The 23,652-nt window shown below is 71.3% G+C and carries 28 protein-coding genes and 1 tRNA gene; 11 read left to right on the top strand and 18 right to left on the bottom strand.

Translation table 11 applies throughout. From position 1 onward, the window contains the following. Window positions 1-9: 9 nt before the first annotated feature. On the bottom strand, window positions 10-504 hold the full coding sequence (locus AB0E91_RS09460; protein ID WP_361777684.1) for a MarR family transcriptional regulator: 495 nt from the start codon (window positions 502-504) through the stop codon (window positions 10-12). Between the two features lie 205 nt (window positions 505-709). Here AB0E91_RS09460 and AB0E91_RS09455 point away from each other — a divergent pair, with 205 nt between their 5' ends. Further along, window positions 710-904 carry a hypothetical protein gene (locus AB0E91_RS09455; RefSeq protein WP_018547512.1) on the top strand — a complete coding sequence of 65 codons (195 nt, stop codon included), beginning with the start codon at window positions 710-712 and terminating at the stop codon, window positions 902-904. 94 nt (window positions 905-998) lie between these two features. On the opposite strand, the gene AB0E91_RS09450 is transcribed toward AB0E91_RS09455, so the two are convergent. The 7 genes from AB0E91_RS09450 to AB0E91_RS09420 form a co-directional block, all read right to left on the bottom strand. Then, window positions 999-1,925: an RNA polymerase sigma factor SigF gene (locus AB0E91_RS09450; protein ID WP_361777680.1), complete on the bottom strand. Its 927-nt coding sequence runs from the start codon at window positions 1,923-1,925 to the stop codon at window positions 999-1,001. 308 nt (window positions 1,926-2,233) lie between these two features. Continuing rightward, entirely contained in the window at window positions 2,234-3,085 is an 852-nt protein-coding gene (locus AB0E91_RS09445) for an RNA polymerase sigma factor SigF (RefSeq protein WP_161179056.1), read from the bottom strand. Window positions 3,086-3,271: 186 nt separating this feature from the next. Continuing rightward, on the bottom strand, window positions 3,272-3,565 hold the full coding sequence (locus tag AB0E91_RS09440; RefSeq protein WP_361777677.1) for a Dabb family protein: 294 nt from the start codon (window positions 3,563-3,565) through the stop codon (window positions 3,272-3,274). 10 nt (window positions 3,566-3,575) lie between these two features. Continuing rightward, window positions 3,576-3,755: a hypothetical protein gene (locus AB0E91_RS09435; RefSeq protein WP_161179052.1), complete on the bottom strand. Its 180-nt coding sequence runs from the start codon at window positions 3,753-3,755 to the stop codon at window positions 3,576-3,578. A gap of 162 nt (window positions 3,756-3,917) precedes the next feature. Further along, window positions 3,918-4,002: transfer RNA gene (locus tag AB0E91_RS09430), tRNA-Ser, on the bottom strand. A 56-nt stretch (window positions 4,003-4,058) separates the two neighbouring features. Further along, window positions 4,059-4,490 carry a tRNA adenosine(34) deaminase TadA gene (tadA, locus tag AB0E91_RS09425; protein ID WP_037801730.1) on the bottom strand — a complete coding sequence of 144 codons (432 nt, stop codon included), beginning with the start codon at window positions 4,488-4,490 and terminating at the stop codon, window positions 4,059-4,061. A gap of 59 nt (window positions 4,491-4,549) precedes the next feature. Further along, window positions 4,550-5,083 carry a hypothetical protein gene (locus tag AB0E91_RS09420; RefSeq protein WP_361777673.1) on the bottom strand — a complete coding sequence of 178 codons (534 nt, stop codon included), beginning with the start codon at window positions 5,081-5,083 and terminating at the stop codon, window positions 4,550-4,552. A 465-nt stretch (window positions 5,084-5,548) separates the two neighbouring features. On the opposite strand from AB0E91_RS09420, the gene upp reads away from it, so the two are divergent. Then, window positions 5,549-6,184, top strand: coding sequence for a uracil phosphoribosyltransferase (gene upp, locus AB0E91_RS09415; protein ID WP_356402289.1), 636 nt, complete (start codon window positions 5,549-5,551; stop codon window positions 6,182-6,184). Between the two features lie 31 nt (window positions 6,185-6,215). Here the strand turns inward: upp and AB0E91_RS09410 are convergent, their stop codons facing one another. Further along, window positions 6,216-6,848 carry a LytR C-terminal domain-containing protein gene (locus tag AB0E91_RS09410; RefSeq protein WP_361779028.1) on the bottom strand — a complete coding sequence of 211 codons (633 nt, stop codon included), beginning with the start codon at window positions 6,846-6,848 and terminating at the stop codon, window positions 6,216-6,218. A 141-nt stretch (window positions 6,849-6,989) separates the two neighbouring features. Beyond that, window positions 6,990-7,286 carry a type II toxin-antitoxin system VapB family antitoxin gene (locus AB0E91_RS09405; RefSeq protein ID WP_003986294.1) on the bottom strand — a complete coding sequence of 99 codons (297 nt, stop codon included), beginning with the start codon at window positions 7,284-7,286 and terminating at the stop codon, window positions 6,990-6,992. 149 nt (window positions 7,287-7,435) lie between these two features. Between AB0E91_RS09405 and AB0E91_RS09400 the strand changes: the two genes are divergently transcribed. Then, window positions 7,436-9,058, top strand: a complete 1,623-nt coding sequence (locus tag AB0E91_RS09400) for a helicase HerA-like domain-containing protein (protein ID WP_361777669.1) — start codon at window positions 7,436-7,438, stop codon at window positions 9,056-9,058. A 22-nt stretch (window positions 9,059-9,080) separates the two neighbouring features. Here the strand turns inward: AB0E91_RS09400 and AB0E91_RS09395 are convergent, their stop codons facing one another. The 3 genes from AB0E91_RS09395 to AB0E91_RS09385 form a co-directional block, all read right to left on the bottom strand. Then, on the bottom strand, window positions 9,081-9,209 hold the full coding sequence (locus tag AB0E91_RS09395; protein ID WP_361777666.1) for a hypothetical protein: 129 nt from the start codon (window positions 9,207-9,209) through the stop codon (window positions 9,081-9,083). A gap of 56 nt (window positions 9,210-9,265) precedes the next feature. Further along, window positions 9,266-9,577, bottom strand: a complete 312-nt coding sequence (locus tag AB0E91_RS09390) for a hypothetical protein (protein WP_361777663.1) — start codon at window positions 9,575-9,577, stop codon at window positions 9,266-9,268. 136 nt (window positions 9,578-9,713) lie between these two features. After that, window positions 9,714-10,424: an HdeD family acid-resistance protein gene (locus tag AB0E91_RS09385; RefSeq protein ID WP_361777660.1), complete on the bottom strand. Its 711-nt coding sequence runs from the start codon at window positions 10,422-10,424 to the stop codon at window positions 9,714-9,716. 176 nt (window positions 10,425-10,600) lie between these two features. Between AB0E91_RS09385 and AB0E91_RS09380 the strand changes: the two genes are divergently transcribed. Continuing rightward, window positions 10,601-11,797 (top strand): RNA-guided endonuclease TnpB family protein, encoded by a 1,197-nt coding sequence (locus AB0E91_RS09380; protein ID WP_361777657.1) that lies wholly within the window; start codon window positions 10,601-10,603, stop codon window positions 11,795-11,797. A 145-nt stretch (window positions 11,798-11,942) separates the two neighbouring features. Here the strand turns inward: AB0E91_RS09380 and AB0E91_RS09375 are convergent, their stop codons facing one another. Next, a complete protein-coding gene (locus AB0E91_RS09375; protein WP_361777654.1) occupies window positions 11,943-12,542 on the bottom strand; it encodes an HhH-GPD-type base excision DNA repair protein in 600 nt (199 codons plus the stop codon). Between the two features lie 37 nt (window positions 12,543-12,579). Beyond that, a complete protein-coding gene (locus AB0E91_RS09370; RefSeq protein WP_361777651.1) occupies window positions 12,580-13,302 on the bottom strand; it encodes a siderophore-interacting protein in 723 nt (240 codons plus the stop codon). An 83-nt stretch (window positions 13,303-13,385) separates the two neighbouring features. Here AB0E91_RS09370 and AB0E91_RS09365 point away from each other — a divergent pair, with 83 nt between their 5' ends. The 4 genes from AB0E91_RS09365 (at window position 13,386) to AB0E91_RS09350 (ending at window position 18,686) form a co-directional block, all read left to right on the top strand. Continuing rightward, window positions 13,386-15,494: a penicillin acylase family protein gene (locus tag AB0E91_RS09365; RefSeq protein WP_361777648.1), complete on the top strand. Its 2,109-nt coding sequence runs from the start codon at window positions 13,386-13,388 to the stop codon at window positions 15,492-15,494. Next, entirely contained in the window at window positions 15,487-16,101 is a 615-nt protein-coding gene (locus tag AB0E91_RS09360) for a GNAT family N-acetyltransferase (RefSeq protein ID WP_361777645.1), read from the top strand. Before AB0E91_RS09365 ends, AB0E91_RS09360 begins: the two co-directional genes overlap by 8 nt. 126 nt (window positions 16,102-16,227) lie before the next feature. After that, window positions 16,228-18,003 (top strand): copper resistance CopC family protein, encoded by a 1,776-nt coding sequence (locus AB0E91_RS09355; protein WP_361779025.1) that lies wholly within the window; start codon window positions 16,228-16,230, stop codon window positions 18,001-18,003. A gap of 59 nt (window positions 18,004-18,062) precedes the next feature. Continuing rightward, complete coding sequence (locus tag AB0E91_RS09350) at window positions 18,063-18,686, top strand: poly-gamma-glutamate hydrolase family protein (protein ID WP_361777642.1); 624 nt, start codon at window positions 18,063-18,065, stop codon at window positions 18,684-18,686. Here AB0E91_RS09350 and AB0E91_RS09345 read toward each other — a convergent pair. Beyond that, window positions 18,683-19,315, bottom strand: coding sequence for a DsbA family protein (locus AB0E91_RS09345; protein ID WP_361777639.1), 633 nt, complete (start codon window positions 19,313-19,315; stop codon window positions 18,683-18,685). The two genes, AB0E91_RS09350 and AB0E91_RS09345, sit on opposite strands and share 4 nt — an antisense overlap. 623 nt (window positions 19,316-19,938) lie before the next feature. On the opposite strand from AB0E91_RS09345, the gene AB0E91_RS09340 reads away from it, so the two are divergent. After that, the gene (locus AB0E91_RS09340; RefSeq protein ID WP_361777636.1) at window positions 19,939-20,346 is read left to right on the top strand and encodes a hypothetical protein; all 408 of its coding nucleotides are present in this window, start codon (window positions 19,939-19,941) and stop codon (window positions 20,344-20,346) included. Between the two features lie 39 nt (window positions 20,347-20,385). On the opposite strand, the gene AB0E91_RS09335 is transcribed toward AB0E91_RS09340, so the two are convergent. Next, window positions 20,386-20,637, bottom strand: a complete 252-nt coding sequence (locus AB0E91_RS09335; RefSeq protein WP_361777633.1) for a hypothetical protein — start codon at window positions 20,635-20,637, stop codon at window positions 20,386-20,388. Window positions 20,638-20,992: 355 nt separating this feature from the next. On the opposite strand from AB0E91_RS09335, the gene AB0E91_RS09330 reads away from it, so the two are divergent. Then, window positions 20,993-21,331 (top strand): hypothetical protein, encoded by a 339-nt coding sequence (locus AB0E91_RS09330; RefSeq protein WP_361777630.1) that lies wholly within the window; start codon window positions 20,993-20,995, stop codon window positions 21,329-21,331. 319 nt (window positions 21,332-21,650) lie between these two features. Then, entirely contained in the window at window positions 21,651-23,306 is a 1,656-nt protein-coding gene (locus tag AB0E91_RS09325) for a ricin-type beta-trefoil lectin domain protein (protein ID WP_361777627.1), read from the top strand. Between the two features lie 60 nt (window positions 23,307-23,366). Here the strand turns inward: AB0E91_RS09325 and AB0E91_RS09320 are convergent, their stop codons facing one another. After that, window positions 23,367-23,624 carry a hypothetical protein gene (locus tag AB0E91_RS09320; RefSeq protein WP_361777624.1) on the bottom strand — a complete coding sequence of 86 codons (258 nt, stop codon included), beginning with the start codon at window positions 23,622-23,624 and terminating at the stop codon, window positions 23,367-23,369. Window positions 23,625-23,652 lie beyond the last annotated feature (28 nt).

Genomic DNA, 23,652 nt, shown 5'->3' with positions numbered 1-23,652 from the left:
GGGCTTCCTTTACATATGAGCGGGTGTACGGGTGGTCTCTTCGACTACGGGGGCGCCCTGTCTCGGCAGCCCGCTGCGGCAGTCCCCGAAGGACGCGCGCAGCCGGGTCATCAGCCGGATCAGCTGGCCGACCTCGTCGTCGGTCCAGTCGCTCAGCCGCTCGGCCAGCAGCCGGCTGGTCCGCAGCGACAGCTCCTCGAGCTGCCGTGCTCCGGCCGGCGTCAGGCGCAGGATGCGCGAGCGCTTGTCGGCGGGGTCCGGCGACCGTTCGATCCAGCCGCGGTCCACGACGTGCGCGACATGCCGGCTCGTGACCGACATGTCCACGGCGAGCAGCTCGGCGAGTCTGCTCATGCGCATGGCTCCGTGGCGGCCGAGCAGCGTCAGCACGGCGACCGAGCCGGCTGGGCAGCCCGGGGGCAGGATGCGCCCCATGTCGCGTTTCACGGCGCCGACGGCACTGAGCTGACGTGCCAGTTCCTCGAACTGCGCCTGCTCGGCCATCACACCTCCCGTATTCGTTGCTTGGGGCAACCATAAGAGTGCTTGGTTGCCACAGGCAAATAAGCGGGGGCGGTTCGGCGCAAAAACTTGGCAAAGGCAAGTATTGCGATCGTAAATATGCAGGTGGCTGCGGGTGACGTGCCCGCGTCTGTCCCGGTGGCCCCGCACTTGGGCCGCAACCGGGGATTCGCTAGTGTCTCGGCCCATGGCTAACACCCAGGGCCCGCAGGGCAATTACGACCCCGCCGGCAGCACCCAGATGTTCCGCGCGTTCGTCGACGACGCTCCCCCGCCCGTCCAGCAGCAGGCGACCTCGTCCGGTCCGCGCGTCGGTCTGATCATCGGCGTCGTCGTGGCCGTGGTCGTCGTCGCCGCGGTGGCGTGGCTGGCGCTCAAGTAACGGACGGGCTCCGGCAGGAGCCCTTCCGGTTCACATTTTCGGCGGAATCGGCGTGGAGCGACTGCTCCACGCCGCCGTCTTGTCCCCGGCCGCCTCAGTCGGCGACCAGGCCCTCCCGCAGCTGGGAGAGGGTGCGGGTGAGCAGCCGGGACACGTGCATCTGGGAGATCCCGACCTCCTCGCCGATCTGCGACTGCGTCATGTTCGCGAAGAAGCGCAGCATGATGATCCGGCGCTCGCGCGGCGGCAGCTTGGCCAGCAGCGGCTTCAGCGACTCCCGGTACTCCACGCCCTCCAGGGCCGTGTCCTCGTACCCCAGGCGGTCGGCGAGGGAGCCCTCGCCGCCGTCGTCCTCGGGGGCCGGGGAGTCCAGCGAGGACGCCGTGTAGGCGTTGCCCACGGCGAGGCCGTCGACCACGTCCTCCTCGGAGACCCCGAGCGCGGCCGCGAGTTCCGGCACGGTCGGGGAGCGGTCCAGGCGCTGGGACAGCTCGTCGCTGGCCTTGGTCAGCGCCAGGCGCAGCTCCTGGAGCCGGCGCGGCACCCGCACCGACCACGAGGTGTCGCGGAAGAAGCGCTTGATCTCGCCCACGACCGTCGGCATCGCGAACGTCGGGAACTCCACGCCCCGTTCGCAGTCGAAGCGGTCGATCGCCTTGATCAGGCCGATGGTGCCGACCTGGACGATGTCCTCCATCGGCTCGTTGCGCGAGCGGAACCGGGCCGCCGCGTACCGCACGAGCGGGAGGTTCAGCTCGATCAGGGTGTCGCGGACGTAGGCGCGCTCGGGGCTGTCCTCGGAGAGCGCGGCCAGCCGCAGGAACAGGGAGCGGGAGAGGGTGCGGGTGTCGAGGCCCGCCGTCTCCGGGACGGGGGCCGGGGCGGCCGCCGCCGCGGGCGCGGCGTCGAGAGCCGTGGTGCCCTCGAAGGTGTCGAGGACGTCGAGAGCGTCGAGCTTCTTGGGCGCTGCCTCGCTCTTCGTGGGCGTGAGCACCTTCGAGCTGCCCTGTTCTGCGGACATGCCACCCCCTTTGGGTCGCGGGACGGTCGGCGCGATGCCTGGAGGCAACGCGACCTTCACCTGAATACCGGAGCCGGAGCCTCGGCAAACGCGCTTCCCGCAGAATGTCACATGTCGGCAACGCGCTGAAGTGACATGTCGACACGTGAGACGTCAATCGCCCCTGGAAGAAGGCGGTCTGACGGGCTTTCGAGGCACAACTGTCGGCATCGGACCGGATGCGTGATTCGCTCCGGACGGTGATCATTCGCTCTCGCTTGCGAACGCGTGCTACCTGCGGTTTTCGGGTTTGTGCTCCCGTGCGCCGGTCATGCCTCGATCCGGTTGGCGGATCTGAGCCGCTGGAAGCTGCGCGCGAGCAGTCGCGAGACGTGCATCTGGGAGACACCGAGCTCGGCGCTGATCTGCGACTGGGTGAGGTTGCTGTAGTAGCGGAGCAGGAGGATGCGCTGTTCCCGTTCGGGAAGCTGGACGAGGAGGTGGCGGACCAGGTCGCGGTGCTCCACGCCGTCGAGCGCCGGGTCCTCGTAGCCGATGCGGTCGAGCAGGCCGGGCATCCCGTCGCCCTCCTGGGCCGCCTCCAGCGAGGTGGCGTGGTACGACCGCCCGGCCTCGATGCAGGACAGCACCTCCTCCTCGCTGATCCGCAGCCGCTCGGCGATCTCGGCGGTGGAGGGGGAGCGGCCCATGGCGGTGGTGAGGTCCTCGGTCGCGCTGTTCACCTGCACCCACAGCTCGTGCAGCCGGCGCGGTACGTGGACGGTGCGGACGTTGTCCCGGAAGTACCGCTTGATCTCGCCGACCACGGTCGGCATCGCGAAGGTCGGGAACTGCACGCCCCGCTCGGGGTCGAAGCGGTCGATGGCGTTGATCAGGCCGATGGTGCCGACCTGGACCACGTCCTCCATGGGCTCGTTGCGGGAGCGGAAGCGGGCGGCGGCGTAGCGCACCAGGGGGAGGTTGGCCTCGATGAGGGCGCCCCGGATCCGGGTGTGCTCCGGGGTGCCCGGGGTCAGGTCCTTCAGCTGGGCGAAGAGGACCTGGGTGAGGGCGCGGGTGTCGGCGCCGCGGCGCTTCTCGGGTGCGGGCTGTTCGGGGGGTGCCGGGGCGGGGGCGGGCGCTTCCGCCTGGGGCGGCGCAGAACTGGCCGACACGGTCAACGCCACCTCTTCATCGGTCAATCATCCGTCAAAAGCGGTCATAGCATCACAAGACATGTGCACTGTGTGCAAGCACCGCATAACGTCGTGTTGGCCTCGAAACTGGTCAACTCGGGTGTCCGGAAACGCCGAAAAGCCCTCCGCCGTCGGTGGCGGAGGGCCGGGGCGAGGAGCCGGTGGGGCGCCTCAGAACTCGTAGTCGGCGATCACCCACGTGGCGAACTCCCGCCACAGGGCGACGCCCGCCTGGTGCGCGGGGTGGTCGATGTAGCGCTGCAGCGCGGCGGTGTCCTCGACCGAGGAGTTGATCGCGAAGTCGTAGGCGATGGGGCGGTCGGAGAGGTTCCAGCCGCACTCCCAGGAGCGCAGCTCCGGGATCAGCCCGCCCAGCTCCTCGAAGGCGGCGGCGCCGGCCACCACCCGCGGGTCGTCGCGCTCGACACCGTCGTTGAGCCTGAAGAGGACCAGGTGCCGGATCATGGGATGTACCTCAGCTCTTTCCGCCGTTGGCGGCCCAGGTCATGAAGTCACCGATGGACCCGGCCGCGTCCGATATGCCCTCGAAGACTATCTGGACGTAACCGGCCGCCTTGGCCGGGTCCGTGATGATCACGTACAGCGCGAAGACCACGAGTGCGTACACGATGATCTTCTTCGCGTTCACCGCCACCGCGGCCTCCCCTGTCCCTCGGCCCCCGTGGGCCCCTGCTCCGGGCGGCGAGTGTATCCGTCACGATCTTTTTTGGGGATCAACGGACCGTCCGCCCTTGGGATTTGGCGCCCGGGGCGGGATGCACGAAGGGCCCCGTCTCACGACGGGGCCCTTCTTCGGCGGTAGCGGAGGGATTTGAACCCTCGGTGACTTGCGCCACACTCGCTTTCGAGGCGAGCTCCTTCGGCCGCTCGGACACGCTACCGAGGGAGACCTTACAGCAAGGTGGGGCATGGTCTGAAATCGGTTCTCGGGGCCGGGTCAGCGGCCCCGGAAGAACTCCGTGAGCAGCCGCCCGCAGTCGTCGGCCAGGACGCCCTCGATGACCTCGGGGCGGTGGTTGAGACGCCGGTCGCGCAGCACGTCCCACAGCGATCCGGCCGCGCCCGCCTTGTCGTCGCGGGCGCCGTAGACCACCCGGTCGAGCCGGGACTGCTGAAGGGCGCCCCCGCACATCGTGCAGGGCTCCAGGGTGACGACGAGCGTGCAGCCGGTCAGCCGCCACTCGCCGAGCACCCGGGCGGCCCGGCGCAGCGCGAGGATCTCCGCGTGCGCCGTGGGGTCGCCAGTGGCCTCGCGCTCGTTGTGCCCGGTGGCGAGCACCGTCGTGCCGTCCGGGGACAGCACGACGGCGCCGACGGGGACGTCCCCGCCGAGCGCGGCCCGCTCGGCCTCGGCCAGGGCGAGCCGCATCGCGGACTGCCAGGGAGCGCGCACCGGGTCGGGCGCGCCCCGTGTCTCTTCGGGGGCGGTCAGCGCACGGTCTCCAGCACCTCCGAGGCGCCCAGCGCCTCGGCGATCGTGCCGAGCGCGTCGTCGGCGGAGAGAGCGCGCAGCTCCTTCTCCCCGATGCCGAGGTCGTCGAGGATCTCGCGGTCGCCCACGGGGCTGTGCGGGACGGCGTCGGCGGACGGGGTGTCCTCGTCGTCGTCCTCCTCGCTCTCGCCGTCCTCCGTGCCGTCGAGGTCGAGCGAGTCCAGGTCGGGGCCGTCGTCCGCGCCCGGTTCGCGGCCCAGCAGCTCGTCGGTGAGCAGCAGCTCGCCGTACGCGCTGCGGGCGGCGGCGGCCGCGTCCGAGACGTAGATACGGGGGTCCTCCTCGCCGTCCACGCGGACGACGCCGAACCAGGAGTCCTCCTGCTCGATCAGGACCAGGACCGTGTCCTCCTCGGGCGAGGACTCGCGGGCCAGGTCGGCCAGATCGGACAGGGTCTCCACATCGTCGAGCTCCGTGTCGCTCGCTTCCCACCCGTCTTCGGTGCGCGCGAGCAGTGCGGCGAAGTACACCGTGACTCTCCCACTGGTCATAGGCGTGCCGGTTGGCGGTCCCCCCGGCGGAGGTGTCTGGGCGGGAGGGGTTGTCGCCCCGGGGTCCGCCCACTGGGAATCGTGGCAGAAACAAGTCCGTCAGGGGACGTCTTCGGCTCCCTGTGTCTTGCTGTTTTGATCGTGCGTCCGTGTGGACCCACCAGCACGCCCGTCGCCGCCACCTGCGGATGGTACGCGGCTTTCCGGGCACCCACGCACGCCCGCCCTCCCGTCACGGCGGGGGCGTACGCGACCGGGCTCACCGGGGCGTTTCCCGCGGCCCTGCACACAGGACCGTACGCCGCGCGGGCCCGCCGACGGAACGTTCGCACCCACGTGGCGTGGCGTGTCCGGGTCGCCCCGGCGCCGCGCGGCCGGGATGCGGAGGGGGTGCCGATTCGGTGCGGTGGGGGACTCGCACGGGGCGCGGTTACTGTTAGAGACATGCGTCTCCACGTCGTCGACCACCCTCTGGTCGCTCACAAGCTCACCACGCTGCGCGACCAGCGCACCGACTCCGCCACCTTCCGCCGTCTCGCCGACGAGCTGGTCACCCTGCTCGCGTACGAGGCCACGCGGGACGTGCGTACCGAGGCCGTCGACATCCAGACGCCGGTCGCGCGGACCACCGGTGTGAAGCTCGCCCGGCCGCGTCCGCTGGTGGTGCCGATCCTGCGCGCCGGACTCGGCATGCTGGACGGCATGGTCCGGCTGCTGCCGACCGCCGAGGTGGGCTTCATGGGCATGGTCCGCAACGAGGAGACGCTGGAGGCGTCCACGTACGCCACGCGGATGCCGGAGGACCTCTCGGGCCGCCAGGTCTACGTCCTGGACCCGATGCTGGCCACCGGCGGCACCCTGGTCGCCGCGATCCAGGAGCTGATCAAGCGCGGCGCCGACGACGTCACCGCCGTCGTCCTGCTCGCCGCCCCGGAGGGCGTCGAGGTCATGGAGCGCGAGCTGGCGGGAACGCCGGTGACCGTCGTCACGGCGGCCGTCGACGACCACCTGAACGAGCACGGCTACATCATCCCGGGCCTGGGCGACGCGGGCGACCGCCTCTACGGCGCCGCCGAGTAGTACCCCGTGTCCCGGCCGTCCCCGGCCGGGATCAGCAGTTCTTCTTGTCCTTCTTCACCACGGCCGCCGTCTGCGCGGGTTCGGTCAGCTTGACCACCGCCTGGTCGGCGGCCGTGCGCTGGTCCAGGGTCTTGAAGCCGTCCCCGATGATCAGGTCGAGGGTGGCGTTCTTGCGGGCCGCGTCGGTACGGCGCTCGGCGCCGGTCAGCTGCGTGCCGAGCACCGGGAGCGAGGTGTCGAGGGCGGTGGCGGGTCCGAGCAGGACGCCGGTGCCCTTGACCTTCTTGTCGAAGTCCTTGCCCGCGTTGCCCACGTCGCCGATCTTGAAGCCGCGCTTCTTCAGCTCGTCGGCGGTCTGCTTGGCAAGGCCCGCGCGCGTGGTGGCGTTGTAGACGTTCACCGTGATCGTGCCGGGCTTGGGCAGCGCCTTGACCGGGACCGGGCTCGCCTTCTTGAGGCAGGCCGCGGACGCGGCGTCCGAGGTGTGCCGGTTGCCCGTGAAGACGTCGACGAGCTGGAGCGTGCCCCAGCCGACCAGGCCCAGTGCGGCGACGGACCCCACGGCGGCGGCGACGAGCCTGCCCCGCCGCCGGGGCGGGCGCATCCGAGGGTATGTCTCCCCCGTGATCCGGTACTTGCCGCCCATGCCGGGGGGAGTCAGCATACTCATGAGGCGCAGCGTAGTGCGCCTGGGCTGCGATGCCTATTAGATGATCAGCAGACGGAGTACAGCCCGACCCAAATGGGCTAACAGCAGTACCGCGTACGGCCGTCGGGGCGGCTCAGCCGAGTTCGCCGGGGCGGCTCAGCCGAGCTCGAGCACGCGCGCGTGCAGCACCTGACGCTGCTGCAGGGCGGCGCGGACCGCGCGGTGCAGGCCGTCCTCCAGATAGAGGTCGCCCTGCCACTTCACGACATGCGCGAAGAGGTCCCCGTAGAAGGTCGAGTCCTCGGCCAGCAGCGTCTCGAGGTCGAGCTGCTGCTTGGTGGTCACGAGCTGATCGAGGCGGACCGGGCGCGGCGCGACGTCCGCCCACTGCCGGGTGCTCTCCCGGCCGTGGTCGGGGTACGGCCGGCCGTTTCCGATGCGCTTGAAGATCACACGGAAAGCCTACCGGCCCAGACGTTCCGGGCGCAGCCATGGCGGCGTAGTGCGACGCTGAAAAAGCCACGGCACGTCATGGCAAGGCATGACAAAGGTGGCATACCGGAGACCGTCGGGGACAGAACCAGCGGGGACAGGGGCCTGAGATGACCGATCCGGAGACCGGCGGCGGAACGGCGGGTGACCGAACGGCGAGCGACGGAACGGCGAGTGGCGGAACGGCGGCCGGTGGCGCGGCACTTGCCGAGGCGGCCCAGCGGATCGCGGCCGGGTACGCCTTCACCGGCCCCGCTCTCGACCTGGGCGCCCTGCTGTGGGACGGCGCCTGCCACCCCGCCGCTCAGGTGCGCGTCCCGCTGCCGATGCTCAACCGGCACGGGCTGGTCGCGGGCGCCACCGGCACCGGCAAGACCAAGACGCTCCAGCTGATCGCGGAACAACTCTCGGCACAGGGCGTGCCGGTGTTCCTCGCGGACGTGAAGGGCGATCTCTCCGGGATCTCCCGGCCGGGCCCCGGCGGCGACCGGGTCGCCACGCGCGCCGCCGAGACGGGACAGGAGTGGACACCGGCCGGCTTCCCCGTGGAGTTCCTGGCGCTCGGCGGGATCGGCCACGGCATCCCCGTCCGTGCCACGGTCACCAGCTTCGGGCCCGTCCTGCTGTCCAAGGTGCTCGGGCTGAATCGCACCCAGGAGCAGTCCCTCGGCCTGATCTTCCACTACGCCGACACCAAGGGCCTGGAGCTGATCGACCTCAAGGACCTCCGCGCGGTCGTCACCTTCCTCACCTCCGACGAGGGCAAGCCCGAACTGAAGGGCATCGGCGGCCTGTCCACCGCCACCGCCGGGGTCATCCTGCGCTCCCTGACCGCGTTCGAGGCGCAGGGCATGGCGGACTTCTTCGGGGAGCCCGAGTTCGACACGGCCGAGCTGCTGCGGACGGCGCCGGACGGGCGCGGTGTCGTCTCCGTCCTGGAACTGGCCGCCGTCCAGGACAAGCCGGTCCTCTTCTCCACCTTCCTGATGTGGCTGCTCGCCGACCTCTTCCACGACCTGCCCGAGGCCGGTGACCTGGACAAGCCGAAGCTGGTGTTCTTCTTCGACGAGGCGCATCTGCTGTTCCACGACGCCTCGGACGCGTTCCTCGACGCCATCACCCAGACCGTGCGGCTGATCCGTTCCAAGGGCGTCGGCGTCTTCTTCGTCACCCAGACACCGAAGGACGTCCCTTCCGACGTGCTCGGCCAGCTCGGCAACCGCGTCCAGCACGCGTTGCGCGCCTTCACGCCGGACGACCAGAAGGCGCTGAGGGCGACGGTGAAGACCTTCCCCGACTCGCCGTACGACCTGGAGGAGCTGCTCACCGGGCTCGGCACGGGGGAAGCGGTGATCACCGTGCTCAGCGAGACCGGCGCCCCGACCCCGGTCGCGGCCACCCGGCTGCGCGCCCCCGAGTCCCTGATGGGGCCGGTGGACGCGGCGGAGCTGGACCGCGCGGTGCGGGAGTCCCCGCTCCACGAACGTTATGCACAGGCTGTGGACAGGGAGTCGGCGTTCGAGAAGCTGAGCGCGCGGGAGGCGGAGGCTGTACCCGAGGAGCGTCCGGCGGCCAGGGGTGGCGGCCGGAAGAAGGCACCGGCCGAGGAGCCCTCGCTGGTCGAACAGGTCGTCGGGAGCGGGATGTTCAAGTCCCTGGCCCGCTCGGTCGGCACACAGCTGGGCCGGGAGATCACGCGGTCGCTGTTCGGTACGGCTCGGCGGAGGCGGTAGGCCGCCCCCGCCGTCCTCGGTGTCAGCGGCGGTCCTCCTCCGGCGGGCGCTGCGGCTGCTGGGGTGCCTCGCTGTCCGGCCGGGGCCGCGTGCTGCGCCGGGCCTCCGCGCGCAGCAGGGCGCGCAGGATTGCGTACGGGTCGATGGGCATGGCTGTGTTCCTCGCGTCGTGCTGACAGAACGGTCCTCGGGTGACGGGCGGTTCTGTCAGCAGCGCAGGACGACCGTGCGCGGCCGGGGTGCGGGGGAGGGGACAGTGGGCGCGGGGCGGGTGCGTGTGCCGATCGGTGCCGTGTCCGGGGCGGGCAGGGGAGCGAGGGTGTCGGGCCGTCGTACGGTCCGGCCGGTGTTCCGGGACGGTGTGACGGGGACGTCGTGCTCACACTCCGCGACGACCGTGCCCGTGGCGGGCGCCGCCTGCGCCGTGACCTCCACATGCGGCACCAGCAGGACGAGCAGCAGCAGAAGGACCCGCAACAGCGGGTGAAGGCTGCGGACTCGGTCTCCTGCGGTGCTCACGGAGGGTCATCTGCCCATGTGGCACCCGAGGCTCATCCGGAAGCGGGGCAGATCCGCCCGCACGGCGTACGGGCGCGGGGCGAGGTTGACGGCCTCGCCCCGCGCACTCCGCCGAAGCCGGGACCGGTCGGCCGGGTCACACCGTCTTGGGGATCTTCTTCGCCCGGCTCCGGATGCTGAACGACGTGATGATCTCGACGATGCCCACCACGATCAGCCACCAGCCGCCGACCAGGGTCAGCACGGCGATGGACTCGAACGGGGAGTCGATCAGGACGATGCCGGCGATGAAGGTGACGATGCCCAGGAAGATGTGCCAGCCGCGGGCGGGCATGTGGGAGTCGGAGATGGCGGCCATGGTCTGGGTGACGCCCCGGATCAGCCAGCCGATGCCGATGAACAGCGCGAGCAGCAGGATCGACTGCATGGGTCCGCGGAAGCAGAACAGACCCAGCACGATCGACAGACCACCGCTGATGAAGGCCAGCACCCGCAGCGAGGTCTTCTTGTGCGTGCCGAAGGCGGAGACCAGCTGGAAGACACCGCTGACCAGGAGGTAGACGCCGAACAGCACCCCCACCGCCAGCAGCGTGGCACCCGGCCAGACCAGCACCAGGATGCCCAGGATCAGCGAGGCGATGCCGGTGAGCAGGACGACCTGCCACGCGGCCTGGGACAGTGCGTGCAGGGGCCCCTCGAACGGCGCCTCCGGCTCGGCATGCCCGCCCTGCTCGGGACGGGGCGCCTCCTCGGTACGCGGTGCCCCACTCGGTGTCGGGCCCGCGGGGCCCTTCGCGTCGTCGTAGGCGTGACCCCTGGTGGGGCCGTCGCTCGGTGACTCGGTCATTGGACTCCTCCGTGAGTACTCCGCCCTTCAGAGCGGCGTACGGGTACCTCCCGCTTACGGGGAAGAAACGGACTCCTGCGGAGCAGAGCAGGGAGCGGGATTTCGCCGGCAGGGTGAAAAGTCGCGCGCTGACCAGCAGGCTTGGTCTCACGTCGCGGCCTCACTAGTTTGTGAGCGTGAGCGCGACGTGTGTGAAGCGGGCGTTCAAGTACCGCTTCCGTCCGACCTGTGCGCAGGCAGCTGAGCTGTCGCGCACGTTCGGGTGCGTGCGGAAGGTCTACAACCTGGCGCTGGCGACCCGCACCGAGGCGTGGGCACGGCAGGAACGGGTCGGCTACAACGAGACGTCCGCGATGCTGACGGCGTGGAAGAAGACCGAGGAACTGGCCTACCTCAGCGACGTGTCGGCGGTCCCGCTCCAGCAGTGTCTGCGGCACTTGCAGGCGGCATTCACGAACTTCTTCGGCAAGCGGGCGAAGTATCCGAGATTCAAGTCGCGGAAGAAGTCCCGGAAGTCCGCCGAGTACACCACCAGCGGGTTCCGCTTCCGCGCGGGGAAGCTGACGCTGGCGAAGATGGCGGAGCCGTTGGACATCGTGTGGTCGCGTCCCCTTCCCGAGGGGTCGCGGCCGTCCACCGTGACCGTCTCTCAGGATGCGGCGGGGCGCTGGTTCGTCTCGATGCTGTGCGACGACCCCGGAGTGAAGCCGCTCCCGGCCGCTGACAGCGCGGTCGGGGTGGACGTCGGCCTGGACCACCTGCTGACCCTCTCGACCGGGGAGAAGATCACCAACCCGAGGTATGAGCGCGAGGATCGTGCCCGGCTCACCAAGGCGCAGAGGGTCCTGGCGAAGAAAGCCAAGGGCGACGGAGCCAACAGGGTCAAGGCCCGGCACAAGGTCGCCAAGGTGTACGCCAGGATCGCCGACCGGCGCCGGGATGCCCTGCACAAGCTCACCACTCGACTCGTCCGTGAGAACCAAACGATCGTGATCGAGGACCTGGCCGTGCGCGGCATGGTCAAGAACCGGGGCCTGGCCCGAGCCATCAGCGACGCGGCCTGGAGAGAGTTCCGGAACATGCTGGAGTACAAGGCCCACTGGTACGGGCGGGAAGTGATCGCGGTGGATCGCTTCTTCCCCTCGTCCAGGCTGTGCTCCCACTGCGGCGCCTTGGCCGACAGGATGCCGCTGCACGTCCGTACCTGGACGTGCGAGTGCGGCACGACCCACGACCGGGACGTGAACGCGGCACGCAACCTTCTGGCCGCCGGGCTGGCGGTGACAGTCTGTGGAGCCGGTGTAAGACCTCAACGGAGTTCTCCGGGCGGGCGGTCGGTGTCGAAGCAGAAATCCCTGCGGCGCGAGCTGTAGGAATCCCCCTCGTTCACGAGGGGGGAGGTCAAGTTCCATGCTTGGACCCGGCGGGCGTATCCGCCACTCGGGAGTGCCGCGCAGCCGGGCACATCGCACGTCCTGGCCCGGTCCGGCCGGGGCCCGCCACCCGGCACGCCCAGGGCTACTTCCCGCTCTTCGCCGCCTTCGCGGCCTTGGCCGCCGCCTTCATTTCCTGCTTGTGGGCGCGGACCTTCGCGAGTGAGTCGGGGCCGGTGATGTCGGCGACGGAGCGGTAGGACTTCGCTTCGCCGTAGGCGCCGGCGGCCTCGCGCCAGCCGGTGGGGCGTACGCCGAGCTGTTTGCCGAGGAGGGCGAGGAAGATCTGGGCCTTCTGCTTGCCGAAGCCGGGGAGGTCCTCCAGGCGCTTCAGGAGGGCGGCGCCGGTGTCCACGCCCTGCCACACCGCCTCGGCGTCGCCGTCGTAGTGCTCGACCAGGTACTGGCAGAGGGTCTGGACGCGCTTGGCCATCGAGCCGGGGTAGCGGTGCACGGCCGGCTTCTCGGAGAGGAGCGCGGCGAAGATCTCCGGGTCGCGGGCGGCGATGTCGTGTGCGTCGAGGTCGTCGGCGCCCATGCGTCGCGCGATGGTCTCGGGGCCCTTGAACGCCCACTCCATCGGGATCTGCTGGTCGAGCAGCATGCCTACGAGCGCGGCGAGCGGACTGCGGCCGAGCAGCGCGTCGGCGGCCGGGTCCTGGGCGAGGTGCAGGGTGACGTCCATGGACCGATGATCCCGCGCGGGAGGCCGGTCCGCCGTCTCAGTCGGCGCGCCAGTACCCCAGCGCGTGCACCCGGGTCTTCGGCAGGCCCAGTTCCCTGCGGACGTACGCACCGAGGGCGCGGGTCGTCCTCGTGTCGCAGGCGATCCAGACGTACGGGTTCTCCGTGGCGGAGAGGACCTCGGGCAGTTCGGCGCGGACCCGCTCGACCAGGTGGGCACCCCCGTCCCGGCGCGGGACCGCGTGGAACCGGTGGCGGCCGGGGTCGGCGGTGGAGGGGAGGCCGTCGCGCGTCCCCTCGAACCAGACGGTCGCCGGGGCCGAACCCAGTTCGCTCAGCAGCGAGTTGATCGCTGGCAGGGACGCCGTGTCGCCGATGATCGCGAGGTGGGAGGGGGCCGGGTCCGGATGCTCGAACCCCGTGCCCTGGACGGTCGCCTCGATGGTGTCGCCCGCCTTCGCGGCCCGCGCCCAGTCCGAGGCGCAGCCGTCGTGCAGGGCGAACTCCAGGGCGAAGGTGCCGGTCTCCGGGTCGGGGTCGACCAGGGTGTAGGCCCGCTGGTGGGGGCGGCCGTGGTCGGAGAACCAGAGGCGGACCCACATGGTGGGGTGGACGCCGGTCGCGGCGAGCAGGCCGCCGTCGGTCAGCCGCAGCCGCCGGTAGTGCGGGGTCACGTCCTCGGCACCGGTGACCGTGAAGGTGAAGTCCTTCGCCCGCAGCAGCTTGAGGACCGCTCCCTCCCAGCCTCGCCCCTGGCCCATCGCCACTCCACCCCTCGCGTACGATTCCCTCACCTGGCAATCAGGTTAGGCAAGGCTAACCTAAAACGAAGGGGTGCTCCAGGGTGACCACCGAGACCTACCGCGACGCCTGGGGCATTCCCCATCTGCGGGCCACGAGCGCGCGCGAACTCGCCCGTGCCCAGGGCCGGGTGACCGCCCGCGACCGCGCCTGGCAGCTGGAGACGGAACGCCACCGCGCCCGGGGCACCTCGGCCTCCTTCCTCGGCGCCGCCGCGCTGTCCTGGGACGTGTTCGCCCGCCGCGCCCGCCTCGACGACACCGCGAGACGCTGTTTCGCCGCGCTGGAGAGACGTGACCCGGAGACGGCCGACTGGGTGCGCGCGTATGTGGAGGGGGTCAACGCGGGCCTGCCCGAAGGCGCCGCGCGCACACCGGAGTTCGAGCGCACCGGTCTCGAACCCGGCCGCTGGGAGCCCTGGACCCCGCTCGGTATCTGGCTCTCCACCCACATCCTGTTCGCCGGTTTCCCGGCCAAGCTCTGGCGCGAGGAGGCGATACGGCACCTCGGCCCCGACGCGGTCGGCCTGTTCGCCATCGACGGCCCCGGCACCTCCGGCAGCAACGGCTGGCTCCTCGCGGGCACGCGCACCGACACGGGCCTCCCGCTGATCGCCGGAGACCCGCACCGCTTCATCGAGGACCCCGGCGTCTACCAGCAGATCCACCTGTCCTGCCCCGAGTTCGACGTCGTCGGCATCGCCGTCCCGGGCGTGCCCGGCATCGCCCACTTCGGCCACACCGGCACGGTCGCGTGGGCCATCACCAACGCCATGGCCGACTACCAGGACCTCTACCGCGAGCGGCTGCGCCGCACCGGCGCGGGCGTCCAGGCCCTCGGCCCCGACGGTGAGTGGCACCGCGCCGCCCGGCACACCGAGTCGGTCGAGGTGGCCGGCGAGGCCCCGGTGGAGATCGAGGTCATCGAGACCGAGCGCGGCCCGGTGATCGCGGGCGGCCCGGAAGGGCTCGAATCAGGCTCCCCCGAGCCCGAGTTGGCCACCGCCCTCGCCCTGCGTTATCCGCCCCGCGTCACCGAGGACCTCGGCTTCGGCGCCCTGCTCCCGCTGCTGCGCGCCCGCACCGTGGACGACGTGGACGGCGCCCTGGACGCCTGGGCCGAGCCGGTCAACGTCGTCCAGGCCGCCGACACCGAGGGCGGACTGCTGCACCGGGTCGCGGGCCGCGTACCGGCGCGCTCCGAGGCCAACCGGCGCCGTCTGGTGCCTGCTTGGGAGCCCGGACACGAGTGGGAGGGCTGGCTGGAGACCCCGCGCGCCCAACTCGCCGACGGCGTAGCGGTGATGGCCAATCAGCGCGGTCTCGCCACCCCGCTCGGCGTCGAGTTCGCCGCACCCCACCGCGCCGACCGCATCCACGCCCTGCTCCAGGAGCACCGCGTCTGGTCCGCCGCCGGGCTGCCCCGCGTCCACACCGACACCTACCTGGGCTCGACCGGCGCCCTCCTCGGCCGCGCCGCCGCACTCGAAGGGCTCACCCCCGAGGCGACCGCGCTGCGCGATCAACTCCTCGCCTGGGACCGGCACATGGCGGCCGACAGCCCCGACGCGGCGGCGTACGCGGCACTGCGCTCGGCGGTCGTCCGCCGCCTCGCCGCCCACCCGGCCCTCGCCGCCCTCACCGAACCGCCCGCCTATCCCGAGGTGCTGCTCCCCTGGATGTCCCTCACCGCGCGCATCGGCTACGCCCTCGAACACCTCCTGCACGCCGAGGAGTTGTACGGCATCGACCGCGACGACGCCGTACGCGCCGCACTGGAGGAGGTGGCCGCCGCACCCCCCGCCGGGACCTGGGCCGACACCCACCGCCTCGCCCCCTGGCGCGCGCTGCCCGGCGCGCCGTACGACGAGCCGGGTCTCGCCGGTGACCACGACTGCGTGCTGTGCACCTCCGCCGTCCCCGGCATCACCGACCTCGCGGCCCGGGGCCCCGCCGCCCGCTACGTCTGGGACCTGGCCGACCGTGCCAACAGCCGCTGGGTCGTCCCCCTCGGCGCGGACGGCGTGCCCGGAAGCACCCACCATCGCGACCAACTCCCCTTGTGGCTCAAGGGAGAACTGGCCCCCGTGGTCACCGACTGGACCCTCCTCACCCTCGAACACACGGAAGACGACGAGGACTTCGATGTCTGACCAGAACGCCTTCGAGCTGGCCGTCCCCGGCTTCGGCACCGTCCGCATCCGCCCGCTGGACCCGGCGGCCGACGCCGAGGTGATCCACGCCTGGGTCAGCGGGGAACGCGCCGCGTTCTGGGGCATGAACGGCCTCACCAAGGACCAAGTGGCGGAGATCTACGCCCACATGGCCGGTCTCGACACCCACCACGCCCACCTCGTCACCAAGGACGACGAACCCGTCGCCCTGCTCCAGACCTACGAGCCCACCGCCGACCGGGTGAGCGAGGTGTACGAGGTCCGCCCCGGCGACATCGGCGTCCACCTCCTGCTCGCCCCCGCCGGAACGGAGGGCCGCCGCCCCGGCTGGACCTCCGCCCTGCTGACCGCGATGGCGTCGTACGTCCTGGTCGCGCTCGACCGCGAGCGCGTGGTGGTCGACCCGGACGTGCGCAACACCAAGGCCATCGCCCGCTTCGCCCGTCAGGGCTTCACCACCGGACCCGAGGTCGTCCTGCCCGAGATCGACCTCCCGGACGTGTACCTCCCCGAGAAACGGGCCCAACTGGCGTTCCTGAGCCGGGAGACGGCGTTCGCCGCCGGAGGCGGCACCGTTACGGTGTGAGCGCGGCGCCACCGGCGTCCGTACGTAACGGGACACGCGGGACACACGGTCACGCGCGGGACACGGAGGGCGGACGACGTGCGCGGTGAGGAGCGGGAGCGGCGGCGGCGCGGAGCCTTGTGGATCATGGCGCCGTACGGCGTACTGCGCGGGGCGCTCACCGCCTGTGCCGCCCTGGTCCTGCTCGTCCTCGGCGCCGCCGTACCCGCCTCCGCGCACGCCACGCTGCGGGGCTCGAACCCGGCCGACGGAACGGTTCTCCAGCGGGCGCCGCGCGAGCTGACGCTCACCTTCAGCGAGTCGGTCGGCCTGCTGACCGACTCCTTCCGGGTCTACGACCCCCGCAACCACCGCCTGCGCACCGGCGAGGCCGACCACGCCCCCGGCCGCTCCGACACCGCGCGCCTCAGCCTGCCCGCCCGCCTCGGCAAGGGCACGTACACGGTGGCCTGGCGGGTGGTCTCGGCCGACAGCCACCCGGTCTCCGGCGCCCTCACCTTCTCGGTCGGCGAGCGCACGGCCACCCCGGTCACCACGGTCCCCGACCCCACCGAGAACCCCACCACCACCGGCCTCTACAACATCGCCCGCTACCTCGCGTACCTGGCGGTGGCGCTGCTGCTGGGCGCGGCCGCGTTCGCGGTGTACTGCCGCCCGCCGAGCCGTGGGCAGCTGCGCCCGCTGCTGCTGGCGGGCGCGTGGACCCTGCTGGGTACGACGCTCGCGCTGCTCCTGCTGCGCGGCCCGTACGAGGAGGGCACGTCCCCGGCGAACGCCTTCTCCACCCTCGCCCACACGGTGACCACGCGCCCGGGTGAACTGCTCCTGCTCCGGCTGCTGTTGCTGCTGATCGCGGCGGCGGGCGCCCTGACCCCGCGCCACTGGCGCCGCCGGGTACCGCGCCGGGCGGCCCTGGCAGCGGCCGTACTGCTCTCCGTGGCCCTCGCCCTCACCTGGTCGGCGGCCGAACACGCCTCTGCGGGCATCCAGGTCCCGCTCGCCCTCGCCTCCAACACGCTGCACCTGCTGGCCACGGCGGTCTGGCTCGGCGGTCTGGCCGCCCTGCTGCTGTGTCTGCGCCGCGCGAAGGACACCGAGACGCTGCCCCCGCGCGTGGTCACCCGCTTCTCCCGCGTGGCCCTGACCTCGGTCGTCGTCCTGGTCGTCACCGGCACCTACCAGTCCTGGCGCGGCCTCGGCTCCTGGCAGGCGCTCACCGGCACGTCGTACGGCCGCATCCTGCTCGCCAAGCTGGCGGCGGTGACGCTGCTGCTCCTGGCGGCGGCGTGGTCGCGGGTGTGGACGGCGAGTCTGGCGCGGCCGGTGGCGGCGGCGCCGGTGCGGGTGCTGGAGGGTGCGGGGGCACCGGCGGTCTCCCCGGCTCCCGAGCCGGTCTCCCCTTCTCTCACGCTGACGTATCTGCGGCGCTCGGTGCTGGCGGAGGCGGCCGTGGCGGTGGTGGTCCTGGTCCTGACGACGCTGCTGACCAGTACGCTGCCGGGCCGCGCGGCCGAGGAGGCGACGGCGGCCGGTGCCGGGACGGACACCGTCGGCATCCCCTCCGCCCTGGTCACCACGATCCCCTTCGACACCGGCACCCCCGGCGGCCGCGGCCAGGTCCAGATCACCCTGGACCCCGGCCGGGTCGGCCCCAACTCCGTCCAGGCGGTCGTCTACGGCCCGGACGGCGGCCTGGCCTCGGTCCCCGAGCTGCGCGTCACCCTCACCCTCCCCAGCCGCGACATCGGCCCGCTGGACACCAAGGTCACGAACCGGGGCGGCTACTGGGCGGCGAACACCTTCAGCGTGCCGATGCCGGGTACGTGGACGATGAAGGCGACGGTGCGGGTGTCGGAGTTGGATCAGGTGACGGTGGAGCGGTCCGTGCGGGTGGGTCGTTGAGGCAGGTGCCGGAGGACGTACGGGGGCCGATGGACGCACCCGGAGGACGTACGGGGGCGATGGACGCACCGGAGGACGTACGGGGAGCGATGGACGCACCGGAGGAGACGACGACCGAGCGGCTGCGGCTGGACGGCGCGGATTTCGTGCTCCGCCTGACCCGCCGCCCCTCCCGCCTGGGCCTGCTGGCGCTGCACGGCGGCGTGGAGGGCGGTACGGCGGAACTGGCGGAGGAGGTGGCGGCGCGTTCGGGGGCGACGTGCCTGACCTTCACGCAGCCCGCGACTCCCCGGGTCCACATCTCGTCCCACCTCCTGGCGGAGGCGCCGTCGCGGACGCTGGAAACCTTTGTTTCCGCTGTGTCCCTGACGATCTCCCTGCACGGCCATCTGAGGCCGACGGCTCCCGACTCGATCTTCCTGGGCGGCACCAACCGGGAGGCGGCGGAGGTCCTGGCGGCGGCGCTGCGCACCCTGACACCGTCGTTCACGGCGGTGACGGACCTGACGGAGATCCCGCCGGGCCTGCGCGGCCTCCACCCCCGCAACCCGGTGAACCTGACCCGGGAGGGCGGGGTGCAGGTCGAACTGCCGCTGACGGCACGGACGCGGGGGCTGCGGGACGTACCGCCGGAGGAGGTGGTGGCGGGGGTGACGGAGGGGGTACGACGACTGGGCGCCTAGTCGAACCTGAGGCTTCCCGTCCGCTCCCGCTTCAGCTCGAAGAAGTCCGGGTGCGCGGCGAGCGTCCGCACCGCGTCGAAGATCCGAGCCGCTTCCTCCCCACGCGGGATGCTGTTCAGCACGGGCCCGAAGAAGGCCGTACCGTCGATGTGCAGGGTGGGCGTCCCCACGTAACCGCCGGCCGCCGGGTCCTTCCCCGCGTCGTGGCCGCGCCGCAGGGCATCGTCGTACTTCGTGCTCCGGGCCGCCTCCGCGAGCTCCGCGGGCAGCCCGAGCTCGGCCAGCGCCTCGACCGTCACGGCGTCGAAGTCCTTGTTCCCCTTGCCGTGGATGCGGGTGCCGAGGGCGGTGTACAACTCCCGCAGCACGCCCGCACCGTGCGCCTCCGCCGCCGCGACGGCGACACGGACGGGCCCGAGGGAACGGTCGACCAAATCCCGGTACCAGCCCGGCAGTTCGTTCCCCTCGTTGTGCAGATACAGGCTCATGACGTGAAACCGCACATCGAGATCGCGCAACGGCTCCACTTCGAGAATCCACCGCGAGGTGATCCAGGCGAACGGGCAGGCGGGGTCGAAGTAGAAGTCGACTCGGGTCGGTGGCTGGGGTGTTGGCGCGTAAGTGGTCATGCGGCGAGGCTATGGGCGCGATCGTCCCGGCCGCGAGGTCCAATTCGACGCCGGGATCTTGGTCCAATGCGCGTACCCTCGCGGTGATTTGCCTCTTCACCGTGCCCTTGATCGCCTGGCGCGCGATCCTGATGGGGCGTCACTATACGTGTGTGGATGTTGCCGAACTGGTTCTCAAGTACATACAGGTCCTCATCTGGCCCTCGGTCACGCTGGCGCTGTTCTGGGCGTGGCGCGAGCGCGTCGGTGAGGCCATCGGACGGCTGAGCCGTGTGGAGACTCCGGCCGGCGCACTGGAGTTCCAGAACGAGGTACGACGCGTGCGCGACCGCGCGGAAGTGGCGGCGGCGGGGTCGGCGCCGACCGGCGACGTGTTCGGGGGGCTACCGCGTGCGGGAGGGCCCGCGCCGGGTGCGGGGCCGTTGCCGCTCCCGGGGTGGGGGTACGGGGCGGGGCCTGACCAGGAACCTGAGCCGGTGCCTGAGCCGGTGCCCGGTCCGGTGCCCGGGCAGAGGTCCGAGTCGGAGCCCGACCGTGATCCGGCACCCGGGGCGGGGTCCGAGCCGGGGCCGGTGAATTGGCCCTGGCCATGGCCGGAGCCCGAACCCGCGCGGAGATCGTCCGTGGAGTCTCCCGGCGACGCGGTGCGCCGCCGACTGCCCGTCCTCCGGTCGGCGATCGACCAGCCGGACGACGTCATCGACATCTCCCCCACCGGAGCGATCGTCTCCGCCTGGAACGCCCTGCAGACGCTCGCCGAGGAGATCCTCACCCTGTACCCGGACGTGCGGCCCCGCCGCCCGGCATCGGGACGAGTACCCCAGAGCGAGTTGCCACAGCTGCTGCACCAGGCGGGCCTGCCCCAGAGCTGGACCGACGTACTGAATGACCTCCGCCGTCTGCGCAACACCACCGTGCACGGCACCGCCGTGGTCACTCCCCAAGCGGCGCGCGACTTCGTCCAGGGCTGCGAATCGGTGGGCCGCGCCCTGGAGAAACTGACCTGGCCGCGCCCCTCCGTACGCCACTGAACGGAACCGGCGTACGGCCCATGGGGGACCCGGCCCGGCTCAGCCCTGAAAGCCGAACCACTCACGCAGGTGCGTGACATAGAGGGCCGCACGCACGACACGCAGGACGAAGCGCAGCCCGAACCGCTCCGCCGCGAAGAGAAAGAGCACCGCCGCGACCGCTCCCTGGGCCGCGTGCCCGGGCGAGCAGAACAGGCGGGGTATCCGCCGCTCCCGCAACGAGGTGTCACACCTCAGACAGGTGCGGCCTGCGCCTTCGGCGGTGCTCTGCGTCTGGAGGTCCCCACTCATGCGCGCGACCTTAACGCGTTTCGCGGGAGGGACGGCGAGTCCAACTTCCCCTGGACGAAGCTCACATGTGCCACGTGGACGCGGGGGCAGAGGTCACCGCCCGCACGGGCTCGCAAAATCGCCGAAGCGGCTGCAAGCCCGGGGCGCCACCCTGCGAGTGGCGCCCCAGGACACTTCACCCAGCGTCGCGCTCGCGCTCCCGCGCCCGGCGCCGCTCGGGCGGCGGCTTCACCAGCCGCCTCGTCGCGTCCTGATCTGTCCAACGTCAGCCACCCGACGGTACGTTGATCGTCATGGGCAACCACGCATCCCAACGGCGGACCGGCCTGACCTTGATGCCGCGGAGCGATGGGGCGTGGGCGTGATCCTCGTTTACGTGTTCGCCCTGCCTGCGTTGATCGTCGTGTGCTGGCTCCTGTCGTGGTGGGGAAGCCGGCGGGTCCGGCGGATCGTGCTCTCCACCGCGGCCGTCGTCTCCGTGCTCTGCGTCGTCATCGCCCGGCAGTCGGCGGGGCCGCCGTCGGACCCGCGGCCCATCGGCTGCCGGGCGGCTCTCGCGTGCGTGGACCTGCGTCCGGCCTTCGTGATCGCGGACGGAGTGATCGGTCTCGGATGCTGCGTCGTGCTGCTGCTTCTGACGATCGGTGTCGAGGCGGTTCTGACCTGGAGGCGCCGCCGGGTCGCCACCGGCTGAGGGCATGTAGTCGCGCCGCCACCCAGGCTCGGCGACGGCAGTTCGCAAAGTCGAAGGACTAGACCTGTCAACAGCCTTGTCCCACACCGGCCCCGTGGACAAGCTGTGTACATGACACTCGGTGGGCGCTCGTTCCCGCCGGGCAGCCCGACGCGCCCCGGCGTCACATGCCCGGTGGGCCCCGCCGAAGAGGTCACAGCGGACCCCCACGCAAGCACGCCCCTTCCCCACGGAGGTCGGACAGATGCGCCCGAGATGTGCCAAGCCGCGGCGCGGCGGATGGCGGAGAGTGCTCAACCTGGTGTCTGTCGTCGCGGTCATGACGGCGACCACCGCCGTCGCGTCACTGGACGCCCAGGCGGCGGTGCCCCCGACGCCGTCGGGCTTCACCCTCACCTGGAGCGACGACTTCAATGGTGCCTCCGGCACCGGCATCGACCAGAACCTGTGGAAGTACGACACCGGGCCGGGCAGCAGTTTCGGCACCGGTGAGATCGAGACCATGACCAACAGCACGTCGAACGTCTACTACGACGGCCAGGGCCACCTGGTGCTCCAGGCCCTGCACTCCGGGTCGGACCCCCGCTCCGGCTGGACGTCCGGGCGTGTGGAGACCCAGTCGGCGGGCTTCGGCGCCGATGCGGGCGGCGTCGTACGCATCGAGTCCGTCCTCCAGCAGCCCAACGTCACCACCGCCAACGGCGCGGGCTACTGGCCGGCGTTCTGGATGCTCGGCGCCCCGCTGCGCTCCGGTGTGACCTGGCCCAAGTCGGGCGAGATCGACATCATGGAGGACATCAACGGCCGCAGCTCGGTCTTCAGCACCCTCCACTGCGGGGTGAACCCCGGCGGGCCGTGCAACGAGTCGACCGGCATAGGCTCCGGCGAACGCGCCTGCTCCGGCTGCCAGACCGGCTTCCACGACTACGCGGCCGAGATCGACCGTTCGGTGTCGCCGGAGCAGATCCGGTTCTACCTCGACGGGAACAACTTCTTCACCGTCAACGCCAACCAGGTGGACGCGACGACCTGGGCGGACGCGGTCGACCACCCCTTCTTCATCATCTACGACCTGGCCATCGGCGGCGGCTTCCCGGACGCCTTCGGCGGCGGCCCGAACGCGGCCACGGTCTCCGGTGGCAAGCTGGTGATCGACTCGGTGGCCGTGTACAACAAGGGCCCCGGTTCCGGGGGCGGTGGCGGCGGTTCGGCGACCGGCCAGACCATCACGGGCCCCGGCGGCAAGTGCGTGGACGTGTCCGGTGACGACACCGGCGGCGACGGCACCGCGGTCCAGCTCTGGGACTGTCAGCAGGCGGCCAAGGACCAGCACTGGACCTGGAGCGGCCAGACCCTGCAGACCCTCGGCAAGTGCCTGGACATCGCCGGGGGCAACAGCGCCGCAGGCACGAAGCTGCAACTCGCCACGTGCAACAACGGCGGCTACCAGAACTGGGTACGGCAGACCGACGGCACCCTACGGAACCCGACGTCGGGCCGCTGCGTCGACTCCCCCTCCGGCGCCACCGCCAACGGCACCCGCCTCCAGATCTGGGACTGCAACGGCTCCGGCGCCCAGCAGTTCGCCATCGGCACTCCGATCTACGGCCCCGGCGGCACGTGCGTGGACGTGGCGGGCGACGACACCGGCGGCGACGGCACCGCCGTCCAGCTCTGGGACTGCCAGCAGGCCACCTCCCTCGACCAGAAGTGGACCTGGAACGGCCAGACCCTGCGCACGCTGGGCAAGTGCCTGGACATCGCCGGTGGCGTGAACGCGGCCGGCACCAAGCTCCAGCTGGCCACGTGCAACGGCGGCGGCTACCAGAACTGGGTCCCCAACGCAGACGGCTCCCTCTCCAACCCGACCACGGGCCGCTGCGTCGACTCCCCGTCCGGCGCCACCGCCAACGGCACCCGCCTGCAGATCTGGGACTGCAACGGCTCGGGCGCCCAGAAGTTCTCCCTGGCGTGAGACTGTGCGGCCCCGGCGTTCCGCACGAGCCGGGGCCACACACGTCGTAGGGCGCCAGGGCTATTCGTAGATCCGAGCGGCAGTCAGGGCACGGGCGAAGAACGTCCAGTCGCCTTCGGGTGGCAGATCGTGCCCGAAGTTCCGATACCACCCCGGAGAACCTGCAACCCAGGCTTCCAGGGCTTCCAAGAACCTGTCCAGCGTCGGGTTCTCCCATTGCTGGCCGTTGGCCGCGTGGTCCGCACGAAGACGCGCCAGGAAGGCGCCGAAAGCCTCACGATCGCCAATGCGATCGTCGGGCGCCATGGGACTCGTCATGGCTGCGATCTTAAGAGGATCCTCGAAT

Source organism: Streptomyces sp. NPDC026659 (assembly GCF_040638245.1).
In the GTDB taxonomy this organism is placed as follows: domain Bacteria; phylum Actinomycetota; class Actinomycetes; order Streptomycetales; family Streptomycetaceae; genus Streptomyces.
This window is presented reverse-complemented; position numbering and strand designations above follow the sequence as displayed.